Genomic DNA, 25,596 nt, shown 5'->3' on the forward strand with positions numbered 1-25,596 from the left:
TCCTGGAGATGACCACCGGAGGCGTTGACGGTGAAAACGCTGGTGTACCCCTCATGCACCACCACAGCGGGTGTGCCCGTCACGGCCGGAGTGCCCGCCGTGCCACTGATGTCCTGCGTGTACCACGCCGAACCAATCTTCGGGAGGTAGGTCTCCTGGAGATGACCGTCGGCGGCGTTGACGGTGAAAACGCTCGTATACCCCTCATGCACCACCACGGCGGGTGTCACATCGGCCGAGGCCGGAGTACCGGCGGTGCTGCTGAGATCCTGGGTGTACCAGGCCGAACCGATCTTGGGGAGGTAGGTCTCCTGGAGATGGCCGTCGGAGGCGTTGACGGTGAAAACGCTGGTGTACCCCTCATGCACGATCGCCACCGGCTTCGTCGCCGACGCCGGGATGCCGGCCCCGCTACTCAGGTCCTGGGTGTACCAGGACGAGCCGATCTTCGGCAGATACGCCTCCTGAATATGACCGTCACCGGCACTACGCGTGAACATGCTGACGAAACCCTCATGCACCACCGCCGGACTGCCGAAAGGATTACCGGAAGAACTGTTGGGAGGAGAGTCGGCGATGAGGTTGTTGTAGTGGATGGCGTGCTCGAAGTTGGTGGTGATGTCGCTCAGCGAGCGGAAGCCCAGCTTGTTTTCGGTGTTGTTCTTGTACGGGTTGCGGACCGTGTAGCCGGTGGAGTTGAACGAGTAGAAGTAGGCGCCCTTGGAGTGGTCGGCGTCGTTCGCCCAGAAGGCGAACAGTTCGGTGTGGTCCGACAGGCCCTTGAAGTTCACCCGCAGGATGGCGTCTCCGGGCCTGAGGTCGTTGAAGCTGCCGAGGCGGGTGAGCCTGCCGCCGAGCCAGCTTTCGTAGACGCTGGTGTCGTAGTAGCCCTGGGGTAGGTGCCAGACCATCGAGATCAGCCCGGAACAGTCGCGGCGATATTTCTCGCTGCCAGTGGGGCCCGTGCGCCAGGTGCTCGTGTCCGAGCTGTTCAGGTAGGTGTAGCCCTGGTCGACCCAGTACTGGGCACGGGTGAGGACCTCGGTGGGGGTGATCTGGCCGCCGGCCGTGGACTCGGCGTGGGCGGGGATCGCGACGGTGATGGCCGTCACCGCGGCTCCGGTGACGCCGAGGGCCGCCGCCACCGTTATCGCGAGCATGCGTGTGATCACACGGTTGAGTTTCATGGGGCCTTCCGGTGGAGAATTTCGTGTTCCGACACCGAAAGGGTCGATCAGGGCGCTGAAAATTCACTGAGGATCCGCGGCGGGCGTCTTTCAGCGCGTCTTTCAGCGCATCTTTCAGCCCGGCTTTCGAGCGGCTTTCGAGCGGCTTTCAGAGGGGCGCCGGACCACCGGTGAGCTCGCTGTATTCGCGGGCGCCGTGGTCGTGGAAGACCGTCAGCACCCGGCTGTGGATCGCCGCGGCCGTCTCGTGCTCGCCGCGCGCCTCGTGCACCAGAGCCATGACGCGTTCGGTGCGGGCGCCCCAGAGGGGGGCCTCCATGTCCCGCCACACCTCCATCGCGGCGGCGAGGCAGGCGACCGCGTCGTCCAGGCGGCCCTCGGCCAGGTGAAGCTCGCCCAGCGTGCGCAGCGTCACCCCCAGCCCCCACCGGTCACCCATCGAACGGCAGGTCGCCAGCGCCCCTTCGAGAGGGGCCAGGGCACGCTCGGTCCGGCCCAGCCGGAACTGGGCCTTGGCCCACGCCCGGACCGAGTACCCCTCCATCAGCTTGTCGCCGAGACGGGCGAAGATGGCCTTCGCGGCCTCCGCCGTCTCGATCGCCTCGTCGTACTCGCCCGTCGCCCGGTGGAACAGGCTCATCGTCCGCAGAGCCGCCGCCTCGCCCCGGCGGCAGCCGGTGCGCCGGTAGGCGTCCAGGGACTCCTCCAGGCCGGCCCAGGCCGCGGGGTAGTCCCCTCGCTCCAAGCGCACGGAGGCGGACAGCCGCCGCAGATAGGCGATCCCGACGTCCTCCCCCAGCTCGGTGAGCAACTCGCCGGCCTGGTCCAGGAAGTACAGCGCGTCGACCAGGCGCCCGGCCTCCCTGCAGGTCACGCCAAGCCCCGCGAGCGCCACCGCCTGACCGCGCGCGTCCCCGAGCTGGCGGAACGCGCCGAGCGCCTCGCCGAAGACCTGGCGCGCCACCGGGAAGTGGTCTTGGAGGTAGCGCAGGTGTCCCAGCTCGGCCAGCATGGTCGCCTCGCCCTGCCGGTCCCCCGCGTCGCGGGCGGCGGCCAGCGCGGCCCGGTTGATCCGCTCCCGCGACTCGAACCTGTTCACCCCGAAGAACGAGGGCCCCAGCCGGGCGGAGGCGAACTGGCAGACCATCTCGTGCAGGCCGAGGGCGGCGGCCCGCTCGACGCCGGCGACAAGCGTGGGCTGCTCGATGCCGAACCAGTCGTGCGGATCCGCCAGCACCTGCGCGATCAGGTCGTCCGGGACAGGGAAGGCCGCCACGGCGGGGCGCATCCAGCCGATCTCGTCGGACGGCGCGTCGGCCGCCACCTGTTCGGCCAGGGTCAGCCAGCCGTGCAGCACCCGGCCCACGGCCGCCGCCAGCGCCGTGGCGGGCTCCTCCACCTCCGCGCGCTCACACGCGTAGATGCGCACGAGGTCGTGGATCCGGTACCGGAGCGTGCCGAGCTCGTCTACCCGGCTGAAGTCCACCACCTGCGCGTCGACCAGCCGTTCCAGGACGTCCTCGGCGGCCGTCATGGAGGTGTCGTTCAACCAGGCGACGATCCATGGGGAGAAGTCCGGGACGCCCAGATGGCCGAGCCGCCGCAGCGCCCGGCGAGCGCCCGCGTCCAGCCCGCGGTAGCTGAGCTCGAACCCGGCGCGCACCTCCAGATCCGAGATCGCCAGCTCGTCCAGCCGTCGCCGCTCGTCGGTCAGCCGGTCGGCCAGCAGCCGCAGCGGCCAGCGCTGCCGGGTGGCCAGCCGCGCCCCGGCGATCCGGATCGCCAGCGGCAACCGGCCGCACAGCTCGACGATCTCACGGGCCACCGGCTCCTCCGCCGCCACGCGCTCGGCCCCGACGATCCGGACCAGCAGGTCGGCCGCCTCATCGGGTTCGAGGACGTCCAGGTCCGTACGGCGGACGCCGTCCAGCGCGCCGAGCCGGTTGCGTGAGGTGATCATCACGGCGACGCCGGGAGCTCCCGGCAGCAGTGGCCGCACCTGCTGCTCCCCGGCCGCGTCGTCGAGCAGCACCAGCACCCGGCGGCCGGCCAGAAGCGTGCGGTAGAGCTCGGCCCGCTCGGCGGTCGCGGCCGGGACGTCGGCCGGCCGCACCCCCAGTGCCTTGAGGAACCGCCCCAGCACCTCGCCGGCGTCGGCCGGGGCCTCGCTCATCCCCCGCAGCTCGGCGAACAGCTGCCCGTCGGGGAAGGCCTTGGCGACCTGGTGGGCGACGTGGACGGCCAGGGCGGACTTGCCGCTCCCGGCGCGTCCCCCGATGATCTGGATGGCCGGGGCCGGGCCCGTCGTCAGCGCCTCGACAAGGGTGGAGGTCTCGAGCACGCGGCCGGTGAAGTCTCCCGGCGCCACCGGCAGCTGAGCCGGCACCGGGCCGCGGACGGTCTCGTCGGACGGCGCCGCCAGCAAAGCGGGGTCTCCGCGCAGGATCGCGTCATTCAGGTCGGACAGCTCCGGCCCCGGGTCGACCCCGAGGTCCTCGACCAGCGCCCTGCGCCCCTCCCGGTAAGTGGCCAGCGCGTCGGCCTGGCGTCCGAGCCGGTACAGCGCGGTCATGTACTGGCCCCGCAGCCGCTCGTTGGCGGGGTGCCGGCCGACCAGCGAGGCCAGCTCGGCGACCAGCCTGCCGTGCCGCCCCAGCGCCAGGTCCGCGGCGATGCGCTCTTCGGTGGCGGTCAGCCGCAGCTGCTCCAGCCGGGCCACCTCCCCGTCCAGCGGCGAGGTGTCGAGCCCCGCCAGGGCGGGCCCGCGCCACAGCGCCAGCGCGGAGCCGAGCAGGTCGGAGGTCTCGCCGGGGGTCGACGCGGCACGCGCCTGGGCCACGAGCCGCTCGAAGACGTCCACGTCGAGCGACCCGTCGGGGATCTGGGCCAGGTAGCCGGACGTACGCGTGACGATCACATCCGAGGCGCCGTGGCGGGCCAGCGCCTGCCGCAACGTCTTGACGTAGGTCTGTATCGCCGCCCTGGCCGTCCCCGGCGGGTCGTCCGGCCAGATGATGTCGATCAGGCGAGGCGTCGGCACGATGCGCCCGCGCTCCAGCAGAAGCGCGGCGAGCAGCGTCCGCGGCTTGGCCCCTCCCAGCGGGACCGGCACTCCTCCGGCCGACACCTCGACCGGCCCCAGCAGCCGAAAATCCACCGCCACTCCCTGTCGCGTCAGCTCTCGGCGGGACGGCGGCCCGGAGTGGTTCAGAAGCGGCCGGGCCGTGGCTGCACGGTCCTTGGGGGCCGCGCATGTCTGGTACAGCGGGATGAGCCGCACGGGGCGGCTCGGCTCCTGCCCCTCGGCCCGGCCGTCGGCCGGGGACCGCTGAGGCGGGCCGGAAAGGCGAGGAGGATGCGCAAGGATCTTCCGGCAAGCATGGTCAATTCCCGCCGCGGCTGCAAGACCGTTCGCGAAGCGGTCGCAGGTAGTTCACTTCCGTTGAGCCGGGACCCGGTTCACTCGCCGGGCTCGGGAATCGGCTCGCCGTACCAGGTCTCGATGAGCCGGCGCGCGATCGACACCGGGCCGGGCAGCCCCAGCTCGCCCGACTCCACCTGGGCGGCGAGCTCCCGCCTGGACAGCCAGCGGGCCTCGGCGATCTCGTCCAGGTCGGGCCGCAGCTCCGTGGTGGTGGCACGGGCGACGAAGCCGAGCATGAGGCTGCGGGGGAACGGCCACGGCTGGCTGCCCATGTAGCGCGGCGCGGTGACGACGACGCCGACCTCCTCCATGACCTCGCGGATCACCGCGTGCTCCAGCGACTCCCCCGGCTCCACGAAGCCGGCGAGCACCGACATCCTGCCCTCGGGCCACTGCGGCCCCCGGGCGAGCAGGATGCGGTCGTCGTCGTCGTGGACGAGCATGATGACCGCCGGGTCCACCCGGGGGAAGTGCTGGCTGCCGTCCCGCGGGCACACGCGCACGTGCCCCGACGCCGTGATGTCCGTACGGCTTCCGCACCGGGGACAGAACTCGTGGGTGTCGTGCCATGCCTCCAGGGCCACGGCGTAGACCAGCAGGCCCGCGTCGCGGTCGTCGAGCAGTGCCGCGGCCGAGCGCAGACCGGCCGACTCGCCGGGCGGCAGCGGCGCCCTGACCGCGAAGTAGGGCACACCGTCGTCGTCCACTCCCAGCAGGTAGCGCGGGCCGTCCGGCGCCTCGGCCGGGGACATCAGCACGAGCGCGGCGCCGTCGGTGAACCGGCGCAGCAGCGTGCTGCCATCGTGGACGAGCAGGACTCTCGTCTTCTCCGCCGCCCAGGCCTGCTCCAGCCACGTCTCGTCACCACGCAGGGCGGCGGAGCGGTCGATGGCGCTGCGCGACAGCAGCAGAGGGCCCAGCAGCGTGTCGGAGAATTCCACGGCGTCATCTTTACACGGAGGCCGCGCGGAGCACCGGCTGGCCTTGGCGATTTCCCCTCGGGAGGCAGTCGGCGTGGCTAGGATGACGCGGGTTAGGTTAGGTTAGCCTTACCTCGGAGGCTTCGTGCGGCTGTACCTCATCACGCTCAACCCGACCGACTCGGTGACCGCTGGATTCCTGCCGGCCGCGGCGGCGCTGGGCTGGGACGTGACGATCCTGACCGATCAGCCGGACCGTTACCCGGGGCACGAGGCCGTCGAGACCGACGTGCGCGACCCCGGCGCGGTGATCGACGCCATCTGCGGGCACCACCGGCCGGACGTCGTCTTCTCCAACTCCGACCACCTCCAGGCCGCGACCGCGCTCGCCGCCGCGTTCTTCGGCCTGCCGGGGAAGGCGTGGCGCTCCTGCTTGTCCGCCAAGAACAAGGCGCTGACGCGGCGCGCCCTCGCCGCCCTGGACCCGGTCCGGTCCGTACGGCTCCCGCCCGGCGCGGGCCTCCCCGCGGCTCTGCCGTACCCGGTGGTGGTGAAACCGGCGATGGGGGTGGCGAGCGAGGACGTGACGCTGGCGCGTGACGCGGCGGAGCTGGCGGACGCGGTCGCCGCGATCAGGCGGCGGCGCCCGCGCGACCTCCTGGTGGCCGAGGAGTTCCTGGACGGCCCTCTCTACACGCTGGAGACGCTGGGCGACGGGTCGGGGACCCGGGTCCTCGGCGGCTTCCGCACCACGCTGGGGCCTCTGCCGCACTTCGTCGAGGAGCGTCTGGACTGGCATCCCTCCCCGCCGCCGGAGCACGTGAGCCATGTCATGGCCGCGCTCGGCGCGCTCGGGGCGGGCTTCGGTGCCTGCCATACCGAGTTCGCCGTGACCCGGGACGGGCCGCGCGTCGTCGAGGTCAACTACCGCCTCATCGGCGACAACTGCGACTTCCTGCTGGCCGAGCTGACGGGTGTGCCGCTGTTCGAACGGATCCTCCGCGTCCACGCCGGTGAGCCGCTCGGTGACGTCTGCGGGGAGCCGCCTGCCGGGCACGGGGCGGCGGTCAGCGTGGTCGCCGACAGGTCCGGAGTCGTCACGGCCGCGCCGCCGGAGGTCTCCCCCGAGAGCCCGGGAGCATGGGCAGAAGCATGGACGGGCGGCGGCGTCCGGCTGTGGCACCGGCCGCTGCGCAAGGTGGGCGACCGGATCGAGCGGACCCATACGAACCGCGACTATCTCGGCGTCATCCGGGCGACCGGCCCGGACCGGCTCAGCGTGGACGCCGCCGTGCACGCCTTCCGCAAGCTTCACCCCTGGGTGATCGCGTGACGGCGGCCTGGCCGTACCCGGCGGCCGAGCCGCCGGGATCGGCGTTGGAGTCGCCGTCGCCGAGGGAGCGGTACCTCGCCGTCCGGGTGCTCGACGCGCTGCTGAGGGAGGACTACGGCGGTCTCGCGTCCCGGCTGACGCACGACAAGGACGGCGTGGCGCTCGTGCTCGCCTCGGGCAGGCGGGTGCGGCTCGCGTCCGGCAGCCCGTTCCAGGACTTCGCCGTCGCTCCCCCGTCGCGCGCCTCCCGGGGCTCGAAGCGAAAGGCCGTTCCGGCGGGAGCCGGGCTCAGCCTGGCGGAGGTGGTGGAGACGCTGGAGGCGGTCGCCGACCCGGCCGACGCCGCCGGGGTCGCCGCCTTCACCGCCGAGTGCCGGGAGGCGCTGTCGGCGCTGGAGCTGCACCACCGGCATCGTGACGAGGTCGCCGCACGCCTGGCCCGGGAGCCCGCGCGCCCCGGCGGCGGCCGCGACCTGATCTTCTACGAGACGCTGGCCGCGGCGGTGGACCACCCGATCTATCCGACCGCCCGCTGCCGTCTGGGGCTGAGCCCGCGCGACCTGCTGGCCCACGCACCGGAGTTCGCCCCGGAGTTCGAGGTCGCGTGGGCGGCGGTGCCGCGCGAGCGGGTGACGCTCACCTGCCCCGAGCCGCCCCAGTGGTGGCCGGGGGCGGGCGACGCCGGGCTGCCAGGCGCCCTCGCGGCGACGCACGCGATGTTCCCCGTGCATCCGCTCTCCGTACCGGTCGTGGCCGGGATCCCCGGCGTCGTCCTCGCGCCGGCGCGACGTCTCGCGGTCAGACCGACGCTGTCCATGCGTACGGTCGAGGTCGACGCCCGGACTCATCTCAAGCTGCCGCTCCCGATGAGCACGCTGGGCGTGCGCAACCGCCGTTCGATCAAGCCGGGCACGCTGCGCGACGGCGCGCTGGCCGAGTCGCTGCTGCGGGAGGTCCTCGATCGCGAGCCGGGCATGCGAGTGGGGCTGGCCGGCGAGCAGGAGTACGGGCACGCCGGCCACGAGTTCCTCGGATGGCTGGTCCGCCGCCTCCCCGAGGGGGAGATCGTGCCCGTGGCGGCCCTGCCGGCCCCCCTCCCGGGTGACGGAAGGCGGCTCGTGCTCCACGAACTGGCCGGGCGCTTCTACGGAGGGGACGTCCGCGCGCTGCTGCGCGACTACCTCGGGACGCTGCTGCGGTGGAGCGTCATGCTCTTCGTCCGGTACGGCGTCGCCCTGGAGGCGCACCAGCAGAACCTGTCGCTCGTCTTCGGCGACGGGCCGGCCCGGCTGCTGGTCAAGGACGACGACGGCCTGCTCGCCTCGCCCGGACGGCTGCGCGCGGCGGGGCTGGAGCCGCCCGGATTCGGGGACGAGCGCATGCTGACCGACGACCCGTACGCTCTCGCGGACGTCTTCGTGACCATCACCCTGCATCTGGCGGCGACGGCCGTGGCCCACAGTGCGCTGCCCGGGTCGGGAGCCGGCCTGGTCAGGGAGGCGCTGTCCGCGGCGCTGGAGCCGTACGGGGACGACCCGATGGCGCGGCTGCTCCGGGGCAGGACCCTGGACGCCCACCGCCTGACCGGCAAGTCGATGATCGTCGCGGGGACGCTGGTGGACAAGGAGCGGACGGGGGCCCGCGACATCAACAAGTTCTACGGCACGACCGGCCCGAACTATCTGCGGCCGGCCCTTCGCGATCTCGCGTCCCGGTCGTGACCGCGCGAAGGGACGGCCTCACCGTGGACCGCGTCCCGCTCGGCCGTCATGCCGCCGCGGCCGAGGAGGCGACGCTGGGCGCGCTGCTGCGCTGCTGCCTGCGCGAGCTGGGCGGAGCGCGCGGGCGGGTGCGGGCCGCCGGGCCGTACCTGCTGCTCCGCGTGGGCGGGGCCCTGCTGCGCGTGCGGACGCGCGGCGGGGTCGCCCTGCGCTTCGACGGGCCGCCCGAACGCCTGTCGGGCGGCTCCTGGCGGCCGCTCACCTCGGGCCTGCTCGTAGAGCTCGTCCGCCACGAACTGGCGACCGCCCCGTCCGGCCCGGCGCACGGCGGAGACGCGGAGTCCGTCAGCCGTGGGGAGTCCGGCGGGAGTTCCGGCGGGAGTTCCGGCGGGAGTTCCGGCGGGAGTTCCGGCGGGAGTTCCGGCGGGAGTTCCGGCGGGAATGACGAGTTCGCCGCGCAGGTGGCCGCCAGCAGGCAGGCCATCGCGACGCTGCTCGCCGCGCGCGAGCGAGCCGTCCCGCCCGCCGACCCCTGGCTCGCCTCCGAGCAGGCGCTCGTCGCGGGCCACCCGTTCCATCCGTCGCCCAAGGCCCGGACGGGTCGGGACTGGCTCCGGTACGCGCCCGAGGCGCACGCCAGGTTCACGCCGCGGCTGCTCGGCGTCCGCGCCGATCTCCTGGCCGGGCGGGGTGAGACAGGCGTCCTCGACGCTCTGGGAACCGCGCCTCCGGGGTACGTCCTGCTGCCCGCGCACCCGTGGCAGGCCGAGCTGCTGGCGGCCGATCTCGGCGGCCCCCTCTCCGACGGACGCCTCGTGGATCTCGGGGACAGCGCGTGCCCCGTCTTCCCCACCTCGTCGGTGCGGACGGTGTACGAGCCCGTGACCGGCACCTGCCTGAAGTTCAGCCTCGATGTGCGCATCACCAACTGCGTGCGCAAGAACGCGTGGTACGAGCTTGAGGGCGCGGTGGAGCTGACCGGGCGGCTTCGCCCTGCCTTCGCCGAGCTGGCGGAGCGCTTCCCGGGCACCCGGTGGCTGCCGGAGCCCGGCTACCGCTCCGCCGCCCTCGGCGCCCGGCTGCTCGAAGGGCTCGGAGTGATCGTCCGTACCGGTCCATGGCAGGTGTGCGGGCCCGGCGTCACCCCGGTCCTCGCGGCGGCGCTCGCGATCCCCTCGTACGGCACCGCGGAGACGCCGCGCACGGCCCGGATGTCAGGAGACGGTGGGCCGGGGAGCGAAGAGGCGGGAGGCATGGCATGCGGTAACGATCAGCTCGCGAGCGGGCAGCTCGGGTACGGCCAGCTCGCGAGCGGGACCGGAGAGGCTGGAGGCGGCTCCGGGCTGTGGGCACTCGCGGGTGTTCCGGCCGCCGTCCTGGAGCGCAGAGCGGCCGACCCGGTCGGGTGGTGGCGGGCGTACGTGGAGCGGGTGGCGTTTCCCGTGCTCGACGCCTACTTCCACCATGGGGTGGTGCTCGAACCGCATCTGCAGAACGTGCTCGTTGGCGTCGACGGCGACGGACTCCCCGTTGAGATGATTTTTCGTGACATGGAGGGGACGAAGCTGGTCGCGGGCCGGCACGACCTCTCCGGGGTGCCCGGCAGGGTCGCCGACGCGCTGACGTACGACGCCGGCCGGGGCTGGCAGCGGGTCGCGTACTGCCTCATGGTCAACCACCTGGCGGAAATCGCCGCCACCGTCGCCGAGTCGGCCTCGCCGGGACGCGGGGAGGATGTCCTGCGCGACCTGTGGGCGGCCGCCCGGCACGCCTTGACCCGCTACGCGCGGCGGCATGCCGCGAGGCGGACCGACGGACCGTGGAGAGACGGCCATCGGGCGAACGGAGGTCGAGCGGACCAGTTGCAGGCGGACGAGTGGCGGGCGGACCCGGCGGCAGGCCCCCTGCCCGGCCGGTTGGCGGATCTGCTGGCGGGTGCGCCGCTGCCCGCCAAGGCCAACCTCGCCGTGCGCTGGTCGAGAGTGGCCGATCGGGCGGCGGGATACGTGCCCGTCCCCAATCCCCTCGCCGCGACTCTCGCCGGGCAGGAACGACGCGCCGCGCTGGGCGATCTGGCGGAGGAGGGAGCCCGATGAACAGCCCCCTGGCAGGCGGCACACCAGGCAGAGGGCCCGCGTACCGGTGAGCACGCCACCCGATGTGCCCGAAAGCACCACGACCCCGGACGTGCCCGATGACACCGCGCCGCCCGACGTTGCCCAGAGCATCGCGCCACCCGATGTGCCCGAAAGCGTCGTGGCACTCGCGGCCTCGCTCGGCGACGTGCCCGCGTACGTCTACGACCTGCCGGGGCTCGGGCGCCACGCGGCCTCCGTACGCGCGGCGATGCGAGGCACGCAGATCCACTACGCGGTCAAGGCGAATCCGGACCCGGAGATCCTGCGCGCTCTCGCCCCGCACGTCGACGGCTTCGAGGTCTCCTCGGGAGGCGAGTTCGCCCACGTGCGAGCGCTGATGCCCCACGCTCCGCTGAGCTTCGGCGGCCCTGGGAAGACCACCGCCGAGTTGGCGCTCGCCCCCGGCGCGTACCGGTGGCACGTCGAGAGCCCGGCCGAGCTTCGCCGCCTCACCGGCCCGGCGGACGTGCTGCTGCGGGTCAACCTCGACGTGCCCGTCGCGGGGGCCGCGCTCGCCATGGGCGGCGGCGCGACGCCGTTCGGGATGGACCCGGACGGCGTCGACGCGTGCCTCACCATGCTGCGGGGCCCGTCCGAGGTCGTGCCCCAGACGGCGCCGGTGCGGCTGCGCGGCATCCACGCGCACCTGGCGAGCGGCCTCGACGCCCCCGGGCTGCTCGCACTCGCGGAGGCCGTCCTCGCGTACGGGCGCCGCCTCGGCGTGACCGAGATGAACCTGGGCGGCGGCATGGCCGTCTCCTACCGGCACCCGTCCAGCCGGTTCGACTGGGTCGCGTACGGCGAGGGCCTGCGCGCGCTCGCCCGTCCGGGGGAGACGCTCCGCGTGGAGCCGGGCCGGGCGCTGACGGCCTACTGCGGCTGGTATCTGACCACGGTCCTGGACGTGAAACGGGTGCACGGCGAGCGGTTCGCGATCCTGTCAGGCGGCACCCACCACCTGCGCACCCCGGTCACGAAGGGCCACGACCAGCCGTTCGTCCTGCTTTCCCGTGACGCGAGCGGGGCGTTCACGGTGTCCAGAATGACCGGCGCGCAGAAGCCCGGCCTGCGCGAAGCCGCCGGGGAGGAGCCGGTCACCCTGGTCGGGCGGCTCTGCACGCCGAAGGACGTGTTCGCCCGCCGCGTCCCGGCGTCCCCCGCACCGGGTGACGTGGTGGCGTTCGCGATGGCCGGGGCCTACGCCTGGAACATCTCGCACCACGACTTCCTGATGCATCCGAAGCCGTCGTTCCACTACCTGTGATCACTACGGCCGGACGTCAGGATTTCTTCCACCAGGTGGCAGTCTTCTCCACCAGGCCTCACGCTCGGCTTCTGTGCTCCTCCACAGGCCTCTGTTACTTTCCGTGCCGTTGTCGCAACTGGCCGTACCATCGGAACGCGGAGAGGTTGAGAGGATGGCGACATGGCGCTTACCAAGCCGGTCAAGTCTGGAAGGCACCACCCCGGTCCCGCACCCGCACCCGCGCCCCCACCGGAACCAGCTCCGGCCCCACAGCCTGTGGAAGCGGAGCCTCTGGACGGGGAGGACGAGATCCAGCAGCTCTGCCAGGAGCTCAACGACGCCGGCTACAAGGCGGAGGTCACCTTCGGGCAGGTCGTCGTGAGCCCGTGGATGGGACAGGAAAGCGCCGATGTGGTCGACAGGCTTGCCGACATGCTGTTCCCGGCGAAGCTCCTGAACGGCTGGCGTTTCTACCAGAACTGGGCGGTGTACATTCCGCCCTTCCTTGACCACCGCCTCCCCGATTTCATGGTCACCCCAGGTGAGGCGGAGCGCTTCGACCGGATGCGCGTCTACGGACACAGCACCCTGCTGGTCGTCGAGGTGTGCTCACCCGGCACACGCATCGTCGACTGGGAGGACAAGACGCTCGAATACGGCCGGGCGCGTGTCCCGCTGTTCCTGATCGTGGATCCGGTCATGACGCCCAGGACGGTGGCCCTGTTCAGCGATCCCCTTCCGGACCTCGCACCCGACGACGACCGGAAGCCGTATCGCCAGGTCGTGATGGTTCAGGAGGGCGCGACCCTGGAGCTGCCCCCACCGTTCGGACTCAAGATCGACACCGGAGCGCTGTTCGGCTGAGGGTCGCCGCGCCGGCGGCTTCCGAGGAGCGCACACCTCCGGCTTCCCCCGTACTCCTCCGAAGCACTCCTCTCCGGACTGCCGGGGACGGCCGCGGCATATCCGACGTGCTCGTGCCCGTGGGCCGCCCCCTGTGCTCACTCCTCGGGAACGCGGAGGACCAGCGCGGTGAGGCCGTCGGCCTCAAGGAGGTCCACGGGCCGCACGGTCTCGTTCGAACGCACGTAGTGGAAGGCCGCGCCGACCTTGTCCAGCGTCACTCCCGCCAGGGTCGCCCAGGCGAGCCGGTAAGCAGCGAGCTGGACCGACGCGGTGTCCGCGGCCCTGCCGTGGGGCCGCTCACCGGTCTTCCAGTCGACCACGACATACCCGTCGCCTTCGCGGAAGACGGCGTCCATCCGGCCGCGCAGCACCCGATCCGCGATCATGGTCTCGAACGGCACTTCGAGGTCGAGCGGCTCCCGTCCCGCCCACTCGCTCTCCTCGAACCGCTCCTGCAGCTCGGCGAGCTGCACGTCCGCCTCGGACACCTCGTCGGCGGCGCCCGGCAGGTCGAGGTCGTCGATGAGCCGCTGCTGCCCCCAGCGCGACTCCAGCCATCGGTGGAACGTCGTGCCACGCCGGGCGAGCGGGGCCGGCCGGCGAGGCACCGGGCGCCGCACCTGCCGCGCGAACGCCACCGGGTCGGAGGCGAGCGTCACCAGCGACGACACGGTGAGCTTCGCGGGCAGCTCCACGACGGCCCCTGACCGGTGGCGGCCCGCGTCCCGCTCCCGCAGCAGCAGGTCGGTGTCGCGCGCCCAGGCCCGCATCCGCTCCCTGTCGCGCTCCCTGAGCTCCGCACGCCTCGCACGCTCCGCCACGGTCAGATCCGTACGGCCCGCGTCGTCCGCCCCCGGGACGTCCGCACGGCCCGGGCCCTCCACATCGAAGACGTCCGTACGACCGTCGGACCGGGCATCGGGGGAGGCGGAGTGACCGGCGAGGCCGGCCATCGCCTCCTCCACGAGGCGGGCCCCGTCGCGTACCGCGTCCCTGACGGTGACCGCCGGCCACTCCGCCGCAGGAGGCTCGGCGAGCAACGGGTTCTCCTCGGCGTCGCCCTGGGCCCACCGCGCCACCTGGGCGCCCGCGTCGCGGACCTCCAGCAGGAAGTCCGACGGCTCCAGCGGCTTGGAAGAGGTGCCCCACCGGTAGCCGGACGCGATCAGCAGGTAGTGCGCCCTCGTCACCGCGACGTAGGCCAGCCTCCGCTCCTCCATGAGATCCCGGTCGCGGCAGCGCTCCTCGAAGTCGCCCAGCGCCTCCTTGTCCAGCCCCGCCAGCGCAGGAAGGTCCGCCCGGTCCCCGCGCAGGACGTAGGGCAGCTTTCGCGGGTTCTCCGTCCACCGGGAGTTGGTCACCGGCGTGGCGGGGAACACGCTGCCCTTGGCCAGCCCGCCTTTCTGGGTGGTGAGCTGCGACAGGCCCGGCACCACCACCACCGGCCACTCCAGGCCCTTCGAGGCGTGCACGGTCATCAGCTTGACGCTGTTGCTGTCGCCGACGCGCCCGGCCTCCAGCCCGAACTCCTCGCTCTCCGCCGCCTTGAGGTAGGCGAGGAACGCGCCGAGCGTGGGGTCCTCCGCGTCGCCCGCGAACCGGGAGGCCGCGTCGAGGAACGCGTCGAGATCCGCCCGCGCGGCCATCGGGCTGCCGCCCCTGGCCGCCACCTCGACGTCGAGCCCGAGCCGCCGCTCCACCTCGTTGATCAGGTCGGGCAGCGGCTGCCCGGCGTGCGCTCGCAGCAGCCGCAGCTCCAGGGCGATCGCGGGCAGCCGGACCCGGGCGAGCGGTGAGAAGGCGTCCAGCCAGTCCGGCCGGTCAGGCAGCTCGTCGAGAGCGTCGACGAGGCTGCCGCGCTCCTCCGCCATGTCGGCCACGACCTGGTCCAGCGGGTCCTCCTCGCGGGCCCCCCGCCGCGTCTCGCGGTTGAGCTCGCGGGCGGCGTCGCCGAGGAGTTTGAGGTCCGCGGGGCCGATCCGCCACCGGGGCCCGGCGAGCAGCCGCACCAGCGCGTCCCCCGCCGTGGGGTCGTACAGCACGCGCAGGGTCGCCACGATGTCGGCCACCTCGGGCACGGTGAGCAGGCCGCCAAGGCCGACGACCTCGACCGGCACGCCCAGGTCCTCCAGCTCCTTGCGGAGCGCGGGGAACTGCGACCGCTTCCGCGCGAGGATCGCCACGTCCTGCGGCTGCACGCCGGGGCCGCGCCGCCCGGAGCGCTCGCCCTCGCCCCAGGGCAGGCCGTCGGGGGCGCCCTCGGTGTCGAGCATCCGCGCCACCCCCGCGGCGATCCACTTCGCCTCGTCCTCGGCCGTCTCGTGGAACGCGCACAGCACCCGCCCCCGGCCGGCCCGGTTCGAGCCGGGCACCAGTACGGGCACCTGCCGGGCCTCGCGCCGCAGCGGGGCCTGGATCCGCGCCGCCACGTCAAGCACCCGTTCCCCGTTGCGGAAGCTCACCGCGAGCTGGCGGACGGCGGCGGGCGCGCCCGACGCCGTCGGGAAGTCCTCGGGGAACCGGGACAGGTTGCCGGACGAGGCCCCGCGCCAGCCGTAGATCGACTGGCAGGGGTCGCCCACCGCAGTGACGGGGTGGCCGCCCGCGTACAGCGCGCGCAGCAGCACGAGCTGGGCGTGGCTGGTGTCCTGATACTCGTCGAGCAGCACGACGGAGAACCGGGACCGCTCCGACGCGCCCACCTCAGGGTGCCGGGAGGCGATCCGCGCGGCGAGCGCCATCTGGTCGCCGTAGTCGATGACCTCCCGCGCCCGCTTCAGCCGCTCGTACGACTCGACCATCGGCAGCAGCTGCTCACGGATGCCCTGGGTCTTCACCGGCCGCTGCTGGGCCAGCGTGGTCCGGCCCGGCAGTGAGGCGAGACGGTCGCGCAGCCAGTCGCCGACCTCGCGGACCTCGTCCGGGCCGCGGAGATGCTCGGCCATCTCCCCCGCCAGCTCCAGCACCGCCGCGGTGACGCCGGGCGGGGCGAGGTCGACCCGGTCCATCGGCCCGTCGTACCGGCCGACGACGCGCGACGCCATCTGCCAGGCGACGGCCGGGGTGACGAGCCGCATGGTGGGCTCCAGCCCCTCGCGGAGCGCGTGGTCGGTCACCAGGCGGGCGGCGTACGCGTGGTAGGTCGAGATGGCCGGCTCGGTGTCGAGGGTCTCGGCGTCGACCAGCCCGGCGGCGCCGAGTCCGGCCAGCCGCTTGCGCACCCGCTCCGACAGCTCGGCCGCCGCCTTGCGGGTGAAGGTGAGGCCGAGGATCTGCTCGGGCCGGGCGATGCCGTTGGCGACCAGCCACACGACCCGGCCGGCCATCGTCTCGCTCTTGCCCGACCCCGCTCCCGCGACGACGACGGACGGCTCCAGCGGCGACTCGATGACCGCCGCCTGCTCGGGGGTGGGCGGGAGGATCCCCAGCCTGCCCGCGAGGTCGCCGGGGCTCAGCACTCGGGCTCCAGCAGGGCGGCGGTCAGCACACCTGTCCTCCGTTGTCGTTCACAGGACAGGCCATTCTAGCGGCGCACGTGCGGCAGCCGTCGTTCACCGTGGCCACGAATACCTTGGCGGACATGCCGGCCGCGACCGTGTCGACGAGGTCGGCGGCCCAGCCGGGCTCCGGGTCGTCGCCGAGGGCGGGCTGCGCCTGCTCCCGGGCGACGTCGGTGGTGCCGGCGGCCTTGCCGACCTGCACCAGCGAGGCGCCTCCCGGCTCGGTCATGCCGTGCCGCTCGAACGCCCCGAGCAGCGTGGCGAGCTGGTAGACCCCCAGCTGGGGGTGCCGGTCGATGTCGCCGTCCTTCGGCTTGACGCCGCCGGTCTTGATGTCGATGATGACCGCGCGGCCGTCGCCGTCGCGCTCCACCCGGTCGACCCGGCCCTTGATCTGCACGCCGTCGGCCACGACCGCCGTGAACGACTCCTCCAGCGCGACCAGCTCGCGCGGGTTCTGCTTGTGCCAGCGGACGAACCGGTCGATCATCTGCTCGGCCACCCGGCGCTGCTTGCGGTTGAACCACACCCCGCCGAAGTCGAACTGGTCCCACACGTCGTCGAGCCGCTTGACGAGGTCGGCGCCGTCCTCCGTCGCGAGCACGGCGATCGCGTGGATGACCGTGCCGAGGCTCTGGGTGACGCTCGTGCCCCCGGCGCCGACGGCCGTCTCCAGCACCCAGCGCAGCCCGCACTTGGTGAAGCTCTCCACGGCCGACGGCGAGATCTGGACGACGCCGTCCGGCCAGACCAGCGGCCGGTCGTCGGAGATGGGCGTCATCGCGTACCACTCGGCGGGGGCGGCGCCCGGCACGCCCGCACGGCTGAGCCTGGCCAGGTGCGCGGCGGCCTCGCGGCGCACCGCCTCCGGCTTCGTCGTGTCGCAGACGGCCGCCCGCAGGTCGGCGACCAGGGCCGGCATGCTGAGCCAGCGCGCCCGGTCGTCCACGGTCGCCGCCCCGGCCCCGCCGGGCAGCAGCTCGCTGAGGAAGCGGGACGGCCGCTCGTCGGTGTCCTCACCGCCGACCGCGGTGACGACGAGCCTCCTGCGCGCCCGGGTGGCCGCCACGTAGAACAGCCGCCGCTCCTCCGCGAGCAGCTTCGACGCCAGAGCGGCGGCGGCCACGCGGGTGGCGTCCAGCGCGGTCCCGGCGGCCAGCTCGACCAGCGCCTCCGTGCCGAGGAGCGACCCCCGCAGCCGCAGGTCGGGCCAGACGCCCTCCTGCACGCCCGCGACCACCACCACGTCCCATTCGAGCCCCTTTGACCGGTGCGCGGTCAGGATCCGTACGGCGTCGCCCTCGGGGGCCGTCTCCGCGAGGGAGTCACCCGCGATCTCCTGGGAGGTCAGGTCGTCGAGGAACACCTCGACCCCGGCCTTGGGCAGCCGGTCGGCGAAACGCGCCGCGTGGTCGAACAGGGCGACGACCCCGTCCATGTCGCGGTCGGCCTGCGCGCCCCTCGACCCGCCGGCCAGGCTGGCGTCGGTCCACCGCTCGGCGAGGCCGCTGGCCTGCCAGATCTCCCACAGCACCTCCTCGGCCGCCTGGCCCCGCCGTACGGCGTCGCGCGCGGTTTTGAGCAGGCGGGCGACGCGCTCGGCGCAGGCACCGATGTGGGGCTCGACACCGATCAGCTCGCGGGTGTCGCGCAGGGCCGCGACCAGCATCTCGTCGGAGGAGCGCGGAGTGAACGGCAGGGCCGGCTGGCCGGCGGCGTCCGTGGCCGAAGCGGCGGCGGCCTCGTGCTCGGCGATCCGCAGCGCGCGGCGCAGCCGGCGTACGCCGATCATGTCGGTGCCGCCGAGAGGACCGGTGAGCAGCTCCTCGGCCGTCGCGACGTCCAGCGCCGACGGCTGGACGGCGACCTTGAGCAGCGTGATCAGCGGCCGGACGCCGGGCTCCTGCACCAGCGGCACCTCATCGCCCGCCACCAGGACCGGCACCCCGGCCGACATCAGGGCGCGGCGCAGCAGCGGCACCTGACGGGTGGCGCTGCGCACGAGCACGGCCATCCGCGACCACGGCACGCCGTCGATCAGATGGGCCCGGCGCAGCGTGTCGGCCACGACGGCGGCCTCCTGGCTCTCGCTGTCGGCCAGGAGCACGCGAACCTGGCCCGGCTCGGCGTCCCCCACCGGGACGAGGTCGCGGTGGCCGCTCGCCCTGCCCCCGGCGGCGTCCCCCGGCGCGGGAGCGGCGGGCAGCCGGGAGGCGAGGCGGCGGGAGGCCGCGAGGAGGTCAGGGCCGCTGCGGCGGCACACCCGGAGGGCGACGACCGGGGCGTCGCCGCCGTCCCTCGTACGGAACCGCTCGGGGAACCGGAGGATGCCCTGCACGTCGGCGCCGCGGAAGCCGTAGATGGACTGGTCGGGGTCGCCCACCGCGATGAGGTCGCGGCCGTCCCCGGCGAGCTGCTGGAGCAGGAACTCCTGCGCCGGGTCGGTGTCCTGGTACTCGTCGACGAGCACGACGTCGTAGGCGTCCCGCTCACGCCGCCGGACCTCGCCGTCGGACAGCATGCCCGCCGCCTCGCGGATCAGCTCGGCGTAGTCGAGAGCCGGCACCGGATCGAGGTCGAAGCGGTCCTGGTAGCGGTAGGAGAACCAGCCTGCCGCCTCCCAGTCGGCCCTGCCGTGCTCGCGGCCGAGCCGCGCCAGCGCCTCACCGTCCAGCCCGCGCTCCGCCGCGCGGGACAGGAAGTCGCGCAGCTCCTCGGCGAACCCCCTGGTCTTGAGCAGCTCGCGCATGTCCGCCGGCCAGTGCCTGGCGCCGTCCTCCAGCTCGCCGTGGAGCAGGCGCCGGATCTCCAGCAGTTGCTCCGGGCCGCTCAGCAGCCGAGGCGGCGGCTCACCCGCCAGCACCGCCTCCCGGCGCAGCAGCGCGTACGCGTAGCTGTGGAAGGTGAGGGCAAGCGGTGTCCGGGTGGTCCTGCGCAGGCGGCCGGTGATGCGTTCGCGCAGCTCGCCGGCGGCCTTGCGGCTGAACGTGAGGACCAGCACCCGCTCGGGGTCGACGCCGCGCCGCTCGATCCGGTCGACCACCGTCTCCACGATCGTGGTGGTCTTGCCGGTGCCGGGCCCGGCGAGCACCAGAAGCGGGCCGCCCGCGTGATCCACCACGGCACGCTGGTGCTCGTCCAGCACTGGCGTCGCGACAGGCCCCATCGCCCCGCGCCGCACCAGGCGGTAGTTCTGACCACTCACAACACAGCATTCCACCAGAACACTGGGGTAGATCGTGCCCGATTGACCAGTACAGCGTGATGTGGTCACCACAGGCGTCACGACACGCCGCGCATAACAGCTCGATATGGGACAGCCCGGGACGCGATCAGCGTCCCGGGCGGCGTGCTACGCGGGCAAGATCATGGCCCGGCGTCCCCGGTTTCCCTGGCCCCAGGGCTCCCCGGTTCAGCCGGAGAAGACGTGCTCCACGAGGCGGGCGGCGGCCTTGCCGTTGTCGTGGGGGGCGTAGGTGCGGGCGAACGCGGCGTACCGGTCGGTCAGCTTCGACGTGACCGCGTCGATGTTGCGGAGCGCCTCCACCACCTCGGCGGAGGTCTCCAGCCGCAGGCCGGGCCGCTGTGACTCCAGGTCGAGGTAGACCCCTCTGGTGGAGCGGTATTTGGCGAGGTCCGGGGTGAACAGCACCACCGGCCGCCCGGTCGCCACGAAGTCGAACATCACCGAGGAGTAGTCGGTGACCAGCACGTCGGCGATCAGCAGCAGGTCGGCGATGTCCGGATAGGTGGTGACGTCGATGGCGAAGCCGCCGTGCGGCAGCACGTGCGGGAACGCCTGCATCATGTGGCCGCGCACCAGGACGACGTGGTCGTCCTCCAGCGCCTTGCGGGCACCGGCGAGGTCGAGCTTGACCGACGCGTTCCTGCGGTCGTAGTCGCGGAAGGTCGGCGCGTAGAGGACGACGCGCCTGCCCTCGGGGACGCCGACCCGCCGCCTGATCTCGGCGGCCATGGCGTCGCGGTCGCCCGAGACCAGCACGTCGTTGCGGGGGTAGCCGCACTCGATGATCTCGCCCTCGTAGCCGAAGGCCTTGCGCAGCACGGTGGAGGCCCACGGGCTCTGGGAGACGAGCAGGTCCCAGCCCCGCACCTCGACCGCCTGGCGATGCCACACCGGGGGCCTGGGCTCCCGCTTCATGTGCGCCTGGTCACGGCCGATGTGCTTGACGGGGGTGCCGTGCCAGGTCTGCACGACCACCTGGTCCTCGCGGGTGCGGAACCACTGCGGCAGGAACTGGTTGGCCACGACGTACCGCGCGCGGGCCAGGGCCTCGTAGTGCTCCCGGCTGCCCTCACGGACCACGGTGGGAGTGACGCCGTCGCCGAGGCCGAGCTCGCGGGAGCCGGGCGGGACGAACGCGCCGTCCCTGACCACCCAGATGTGCTCGCTCTCGTCACCGCGCCGCAGCCGCTCCTCGTAGATCGCCCGCGGGTTGTCCGAGTAGGAACGGCCGTCGAAGGAGACGTAGACGGTCGCCTCCCGCACCGGCCGCGCCCGCTCTGCGGGGTAGAACGTGCGGCTGAGCGCCCACACGCCGGCCGCGCTGCGCTCGTCGCCGGGCCGGTCCTCGGCGGCCACCAGCACGGGCACGTCGAAGCGGGTGGCGACGAACCGGTAGACCCGGCCGCCGATCGTCCGCGGCTCCTCGTCCAGCCCGTCGAGAGCCGCGTGGTCGAACCGGGCCGGCACCATGGCCGGGCCGTACCTGCCGGGAGGGGCCACCGAGATGTTCCAGGTGCCCTCGGCGAGCGGCACCGGCGCGCCGAACCGGGGCATCGCGCCAGGCGAGAGCCGTACGGAGAACTCGTCCCCGTCACGTTCGAGGGGGACACGGATGGTGAGCCCGCCGCGGTGGCGCAGGACCAGGTCGCGGGCCCCGAGGTCCGGATCGGGGTAACGGCCGGTGAGCGCGAGCGCCTCGTCGTCCCACTCGGCGGAGGTGATCACCGGCATGATCTTGTGGCCGGAGATGACCACGCGGTCGCGCCGGTCGGCCTGGACGGTGATCTCCCGCTCGCCGAGCAGGAGCCGGGTCTCCGCCCCGCCCTCGAGCATGACGGCGGCCGCCGGGTCGCCCTTGGGCTCGACCCACAGGCGGCGGGACTCCGCGTTCAGCAGGGTCTGCACGGCGAGGGACAGCGAGAAGCGCGTGCCGCCCTCGACGGGGGTGAAGTCGGCCGACATCCGGTGGCCGCCCACCCGCGCCTTGCCTCTGGTGACGGGCCGGCCGGGGAGGAACCCGGCCAGCTCGACGCTGTCGCCGTCGAGCCTGACCCCGGTGAGCTCCGCCCGGGTGGGCTGGAACACCACCTGCAGGGCCTTGTCGGAGGTCCACACGGGGCGCACCCACCAGCGCGGCCGGACCTGCAGGCCCGCCGGGCGCTCAGTGCGGCCGATGGCCGGGCCGCGCAGGACGCCCCTCGCCCTGGCCGCCCGGCTCCAGATCACGATCTCGGCCCGCCAGGTGGTGGTGTCCTGCACGGTGTGGCGGCGGCGCAGCACCCGCTTGCTTCCCCGCACCAGGGCACGCAGGCCCGCCCGCCAGCGCAGGGACAGCGGGTTCAGCTCGGCGGTGAACCCGGCCCAGTCGTAGTTGCAGCCGGGCTCTCGGGCGTCGTGGGTGGCCTCCGGCCGGTAGACGCGCCGGGTCTTCAGCGTCACCCGCGGCAGCCACCGGGGCCCGCGCAGCACGACAGTGGCGCGGTTGAAGCGGCCGCTGCGGACCGACAACCCGGCGATGTACGCGTGGCCGGTGATCCGCAGCCGGTTCCCGGCCCAGGTGATGTCGTCGATCTGGGTGACCGGCACCAGGTCGGCGGCCCGCAGCCGCAGCAGCGGGGGCTCCACCTCCACGGGCAGGTCGGCGTACCAGCGCAGACCCTTGCGGACCCGGCGCGAGGGCTCGGCCGCCGCGGCGGCGAGCTTGGCGAGCACGTCGCTGTCGGCGAGCTCGCCGACGTCGCGCGTCTCGACGAGATGGAAGGCGACCCGGCGGCCGACCGGGAGGTCCCGCTTGACGGCGGGATCGACCTCCGCGAGGTACGGCCGGAGCGCTTCGATGGCTTGGCGTCGCCGTCCGGGACCGCGCTTGGCTGCGGCGTCGAGCCGGAGACCGAGCGGGCCGGCGAGGGCCTCCCGGTCGAGCTCGCGGCGCTGCGCGGCGGTAAGCCCCTCCGCCCGGGCCTGCGCGACCAGGGCGTCGATCGGCTCACCCCGGTCGTAGAGCTCCTGGACAGCCCGCAGTCGATCGGCGACGGCGTCGCTCGTGGGTGCGGGTGTCATGAGGGAGGCACCACCCTTCGTCAGACCGGTGTTCTTGAAATGGTAATGCCGGTCACGTAGTCCGCCCGTCCCATCGGGCCGCCCGCATGTCAGCCCGGGCCCCTCGCATGGGGGTGCCCTCCACCCGCCACCTGGCGAAACACTCGCTTTCAAGACCCGGCGCCGGACTTCCGTCAGCGCGGATCACGCGCCACCACGGAACGCCGCCGCCCCACTGGGACATCACCCGGCCGACCTGCCGGGGTCCGCCCTCGCCCAGGTATTCGGCCACGTCGCCGTACGACATGACCCGGCCGGGCGGGATGCGCTCGACCACGCCGAGCACCCGCTCCGCGTACGGCGGAGGCTCGCCGCGCCCGCCGGGGGGCCCGCCGGGGGGCCGGCCTGTCAGGCGCTCCACTCCGTCGGCCCGGCCGCGATGATCTCCTCAAGCTTGCCGAACTCATAGCTCGACCCGCCGTTGATCTGCTCCACGACGCCGTTCCTGACGCCGTAGGCCTCGCCGTCCTCGCCGATCAGCCGGGCGCCGATCAGGTCGGTGAGGCGGGCCAGCTGGGCCACCTGCCAGTCCGACCCGGGACGGCCGACCAGGCTGCCCGACCAGGTCGCGACGTGGTGCACGGAATCGCCGTGCCGGGCGACAACCTCGCCGGCCTCATGCGATCCGCGCAGCTCCAGGCCGGCCTGTGCCGAGACCACGCTCGCGAGTTCGGCGTAGGCGAGCGGTACATCCCGCTCTACGCGCAGCTCGTACCCCATGAGCCGCGACCATAGCGAAACTTGACCTCGTCTTGTCACTGAAAACGCGAACACACCGAATACCGCGTCCGAAATGCGGCCGAACGGCAGCCAACGCGTGATCATCTGCGGCTGAGCGCGACAGCCGCGGCGGCGAACCCCCCAGCCCCGAGGATGGCGGCGATGCCGTAGATCCAGAGCCTAACCGGATCCGGCCCCGGGCGGGCGGGTGCCTCGGAAAGCGGGCGGCCTTTGCCGAAGTGCGCGTCGTCCTCGACGGGCGCGGTGCGGCCGTATCCGGACAACTCTCCCGCCTTGGTCAGCGCCGCCGCGGCGTCCACCACCCCGAACCCGACCTTGTCGTCGTAGCCCGCGGGCGGATGCGGCCGGGAGGTGGAGGTCAGGGCCCGAGAGACCAGCTCCGGCGCCATATCCGGATATTTGGCCTTAATGAGTGCGGCGGCCCCGGCCACGAGCGCACTCGCCATCCCGGTCCCGGAGGCGGTGCCGTGCCTGCCGCCCGGGAGGGCGACCGGCACCTGCGCTCCCGGCGCGGCGATCAGGACCGACAGGTTGTCGCTGCTGCCCGCGGTCTTCCTGCCGTTCCTGTCCACGGCGGCGACCCCCATGACGCCGGGATATCCGGCAGGGAAGCCCCAGTAGGAGGTGCCGGCCTGCCTCGCGTAGTCCGACTGCCCGTCGTCCCCGACGGCCGCGACCACGACGACGCCCCGGGACAGCGCGTAGGCGACGGCGTCGCGGTCGACCCGGTCCACGCCGTACCAGGCGACCGGGATGCAGATCACCGACACGCCCCTGTTGGCGGCGTACCGGATCCCGCGGGCGAGCGGGCTGTCGGGAAGCGCGTCCTGCTCCTCCTCGGGGTCGAGGAAGCTCCCGTCGGGGCGCTGCTGCACGACGGGGATGGAAAGGACGTGTGCCTCCGGGGCGATCCCGGTGATCCCGCCTCCGCGTCCGCTGCCGGCGATCAGCGAGGCCACCGCGGTGCCGCCCTCGCCGGGCCGGGCCCGCTCGTCGCCGAGCAGCGAGCCGGTCATGTCGGGCCCCCGCTCGATCCGGCCCGCCAGCTCCGGCACGCCGTCGTCGGGGTGCTCGCCGCCCAGCACCGCGACCGTCACCCCCTTGCCCCGGGTGATCTTCCACGCCTTCGCGGCGCCGATCGCGTCGATCACCCACCGGTCGCCGCCCGCGCCCGGCTCGGCGCGTGCCGGGCCCGCGTACGCCGGACCTGCGGCCACCAGGCCCCAGGTCAGCGCGGCGCAGAGCGCGAGGAGTCTCAGCACGCGTTCCCCTGGGTGCATCGAGGGACGTCCGGCGGCTCCCCGAGGGCGCGCGCGACGCGTCCCGCGACCGACTCGGCCACGGGCTGCAGCTCGCTGCTCACCAGCTCCTCCATGGGGACGGAATCGCGGGTCCTGCCATCGGTGTACCCAACTGCGGAGAAGACGATGTACGGCCCGGCGCCCACCCAGCCGGTGTGCTGCCGCTGTGCCGCGCCGAAGGCGTCGGTGACGGTGCCGGGGAAGGCCACGGGCCGGACGCCGACCCGGTCGTCCACCGGAAGCTCGGCGGCCGCGTCGGCGCGCGCCTCCTCGTCGGGCAGCACCGCCACGCCGACGGTGACGGCGAACGTCGAGCTCTGGTCGACATAGGTCGCGCGCAACATGGTCATGCAGCCGTGCCGGCGCAGCACCGAGGCCACCGGCGCGTCGGCCACCGCGGCGCAGGCGGCCTCAGGGGCGACGCCCACCCGCCGGGCGTACTGCTGGATCTTCCCCAGCGCCGAATACGGCAGCTCCTCGGGGAAGACCATGCCGACCGGCCACGCGTGCCAGCGGCGGGCCACGTCCTCGGCGACGTACTCGGCGCGCTCGGCGTCGGTGAGCGGCCGGGACCGGGTCTCCTGGAGCAGCCCGACCGATCCGAGCAGCACGTTGACCGCGGCGACCGCCAGGACGATGCTCATGATCGTGAGATACATCGAGCGGAACCGGACCCCCCGCTCCAGCTCGGCCCGCTCCCTGGCCGCCTGAGCCGCCGCCGCGCGCCCCCGCGAAGCCGTCCACGGCCGCGCGCGGGCCCGGCCGGCGGACGAGCCGAGAGGCATGCCTCGCCGGCCACCTCGCGGTGTCCGCGGTGTCCTCGGCTGCGGCGG

Annotated in this window: 15 protein-coding genes; 5 read left to right on the forward strand and 10 right to left on the reverse strand. The window is 73.4% G+C overall.

Translation table 11 applies throughout. The features are described from left to right. From AB0B72_RS36750 to nudC, 3 genes are all read right to left on the reverse strand, one after another. The coding region (locus AB0B72_RS36750; RefSeq protein WP_367744147.1) for a hypothetical protein at positions 1-1,187 on the reverse strand (1,187 nt) is incomplete at its 3' end. A gap of 148 nt (positions 1,188-1,335) precedes the next feature. Beyond that, positions 1,336-4,344 carry a BTAD domain-containing putative transcriptional regulator gene (locus tag AB0B72_RS36755; protein WP_367744148.1) on the reverse strand — a complete coding sequence of 1,003 codons (3,009 nt, stop codon included), beginning with the start codon at positions 4,342-4,344 and terminating at the stop codon, positions 1,336-1,338. Between the two features lie 302 nt (positions 4,345-4,646). Further along, complete coding sequence (nudC, locus tag AB0B72_RS36760) at positions 4,647-5,552, reverse strand: NAD(+) diphosphatase (RefSeq protein ID WP_367744149.1); 906 nt, start codon at positions 5,550-5,552, stop codon at positions 4,647-4,649. 124 nt (positions 5,553-5,676) lie between these two features. Between nudC and AB0B72_RS36765 the strand changes: the two genes are divergently transcribed. The 5 genes from AB0B72_RS36765 to AB0B72_RS36785 all read left to right on the forward strand — a co-directional run bounded on the left by AB0B72_RS36765 (position 5,677) and on the right by AB0B72_RS36785 (position 12,833). Then, a complete protein-coding gene (locus AB0B72_RS36765; protein WP_367744150.1) occupies positions 5,677-6,864 on the forward strand; it encodes an ATP-grasp domain-containing protein in 1,188 nt (395 codons plus the stop codon). Next, positions 6,861-8,585 (forward strand): IucA/IucC family protein, encoded by a 1,725-nt coding sequence (locus AB0B72_RS36770; protein ID WP_367744151.1) that lies wholly within the window; start codon positions 6,861-6,863, stop codon positions 8,583-8,585. Before AB0B72_RS36765 ends, AB0B72_RS36770 begins: the two co-directional genes overlap by 4 nt. Beyond that, positions 8,582-10,681, forward strand: a complete 2,100-nt coding sequence (locus AB0B72_RS36775) for an IucA/IucC family siderophore biosynthesis protein (protein WP_367744152.1) — start codon at positions 8,582-8,584, stop codon at positions 10,679-10,681. The genes AB0B72_RS36770 and AB0B72_RS36775 overlap by 4 nt, the downstream gene beginning before the upstream one ends. A gap of 64 nt (positions 10,682-10,745) precedes the next feature. Further along, positions 10,746-11,987, forward strand: coding sequence for a type III PLP-dependent enzyme (locus AB0B72_RS36780; protein ID WP_367744153.1), 1,242 nt, complete (start codon positions 10,746-10,748; stop codon positions 11,985-11,987). 258 nt (positions 11,988-12,245) lie between these two features. Then, positions 12,246-12,833: a Uma2 family endonuclease gene (locus AB0B72_RS36785; RefSeq protein WP_367744154.1), complete on the forward strand. Its 588-nt coding sequence runs from the start codon at positions 12,246-12,248 to the stop codon at positions 12,831-12,833. Positions 12,834-12,970: 137 nt separating this feature from the next. Here the strand turns inward: AB0B72_RS36785 and AB0B72_RS36790 are convergent, their stop codons facing one another. From AB0B72_RS36790 to AB0B72_RS36820, 7 genes are all read right to left on the reverse strand, one after another. After that, positions 12,971-16,333: an ATP-dependent helicase gene (locus tag AB0B72_RS36790; RefSeq protein WP_367744156.1), complete on the reverse strand. Its 3,363-nt coding sequence runs from the start codon at positions 16,331-16,333 to the stop codon at positions 12,971-12,973. Between the two features lie 22 nt (positions 16,334-16,355). Continuing rightward, positions 16,356-19,541, reverse strand: coding sequence for an ATP-dependent helicase (locus AB0B72_RS36795; protein WP_367744197.1), 3,186 nt, complete (start codon positions 19,539-19,541; stop codon positions 16,356-16,358). 246 nt (positions 19,542-19,787) lie between these two features. Continuing rightward, positions 19,788-22,682: a CDP-glycerol glycerophosphotransferase family protein gene (locus AB0B72_RS36800; protein ID WP_367744157.1), complete on the reverse strand. Its 2,895-nt coding sequence runs from the start codon at positions 22,680-22,682 to the stop codon at positions 19,788-19,790. Between the two features lie 52 nt (positions 22,683-22,734). Then, positions 22,735-23,073 (reverse strand): MGMT family protein, encoded by a 339-nt coding sequence (locus AB0B72_RS36805; protein ID WP_367744198.1) that lies wholly within the window; start codon positions 23,071-23,073, stop codon positions 22,735-22,737. Further along, entirely contained in the window at positions 23,070-23,441 is a 372-nt protein-coding gene (locus AB0B72_RS36810; protein WP_367744158.1) for a hypothetical protein, read from the reverse strand. Before AB0B72_RS36810 ends, AB0B72_RS36805 begins: the two co-directional genes overlap by 4 nt. Before the next feature lie 101 nt (positions 23,442-23,542). Beyond that, the gene (locus AB0B72_RS36815; protein WP_367744160.1) at positions 23,543-24,724 is read right to left on the reverse strand and encodes a S8 family serine peptidase; all 1,182 of its coding nucleotides are present in this window, start codon (positions 24,722-24,724) and stop codon (positions 23,543-23,545) included. Beyond that, on the reverse strand, positions 24,718-25,548 hold the full coding sequence (locus tag AB0B72_RS36820; protein WP_367744161.1) for a hypothetical protein: 831 nt from the start codon (positions 25,546-25,548) through the stop codon (positions 24,718-24,720). The genes AB0B72_RS36815 and AB0B72_RS36820 overlap by 7 nt, the downstream gene beginning before the upstream one ends. Between the last annotated feature and the right edge of the window lie 48 nt (positions 25,549-25,596).

The organism is Microbispora sp. NPDC049125, assembly GCF_040802045.1.
Taxonomy (GTDB): Bacteria; Actinomycetota; Actinomycetes; order Streptosporangiales; family Streptosporangiaceae; genus Microbispora.

Excerpts from the sequence above, each read along its gene's own strand:
- AB0B72_RS36795 (WP_367744197.1), bottom strand. The coding sequence starts at position 19,541 with ATGGGGCCTGTCGCGACGCCAGTGCTGGACGAGCACCAGCGTGCCGTG.
- AB0B72_RS36800 (WP_367744157.1), bottom strand. The coding sequence starts at position 22,682 with ATGACACCCGCACCCACGAGCGACGCCGTCGCCGATCGACTGCGGGCT.
- AB0B72_RS36810 (WP_367744158.1), bottom strand. The coding sequence starts at position 23,441 with ATGGGGTACGAGCTGCGCGTAGAGCGGGATGTACCGCTCGCCTACGCC.
- AB0B72_RS36820 (WP_367744161.1), bottom strand. The coding sequence starts at position 25,548 with ATGCCTCTCGGCTCGTCCGCCGGCCGGGCCCGCGCGCGGCCGTGGACG.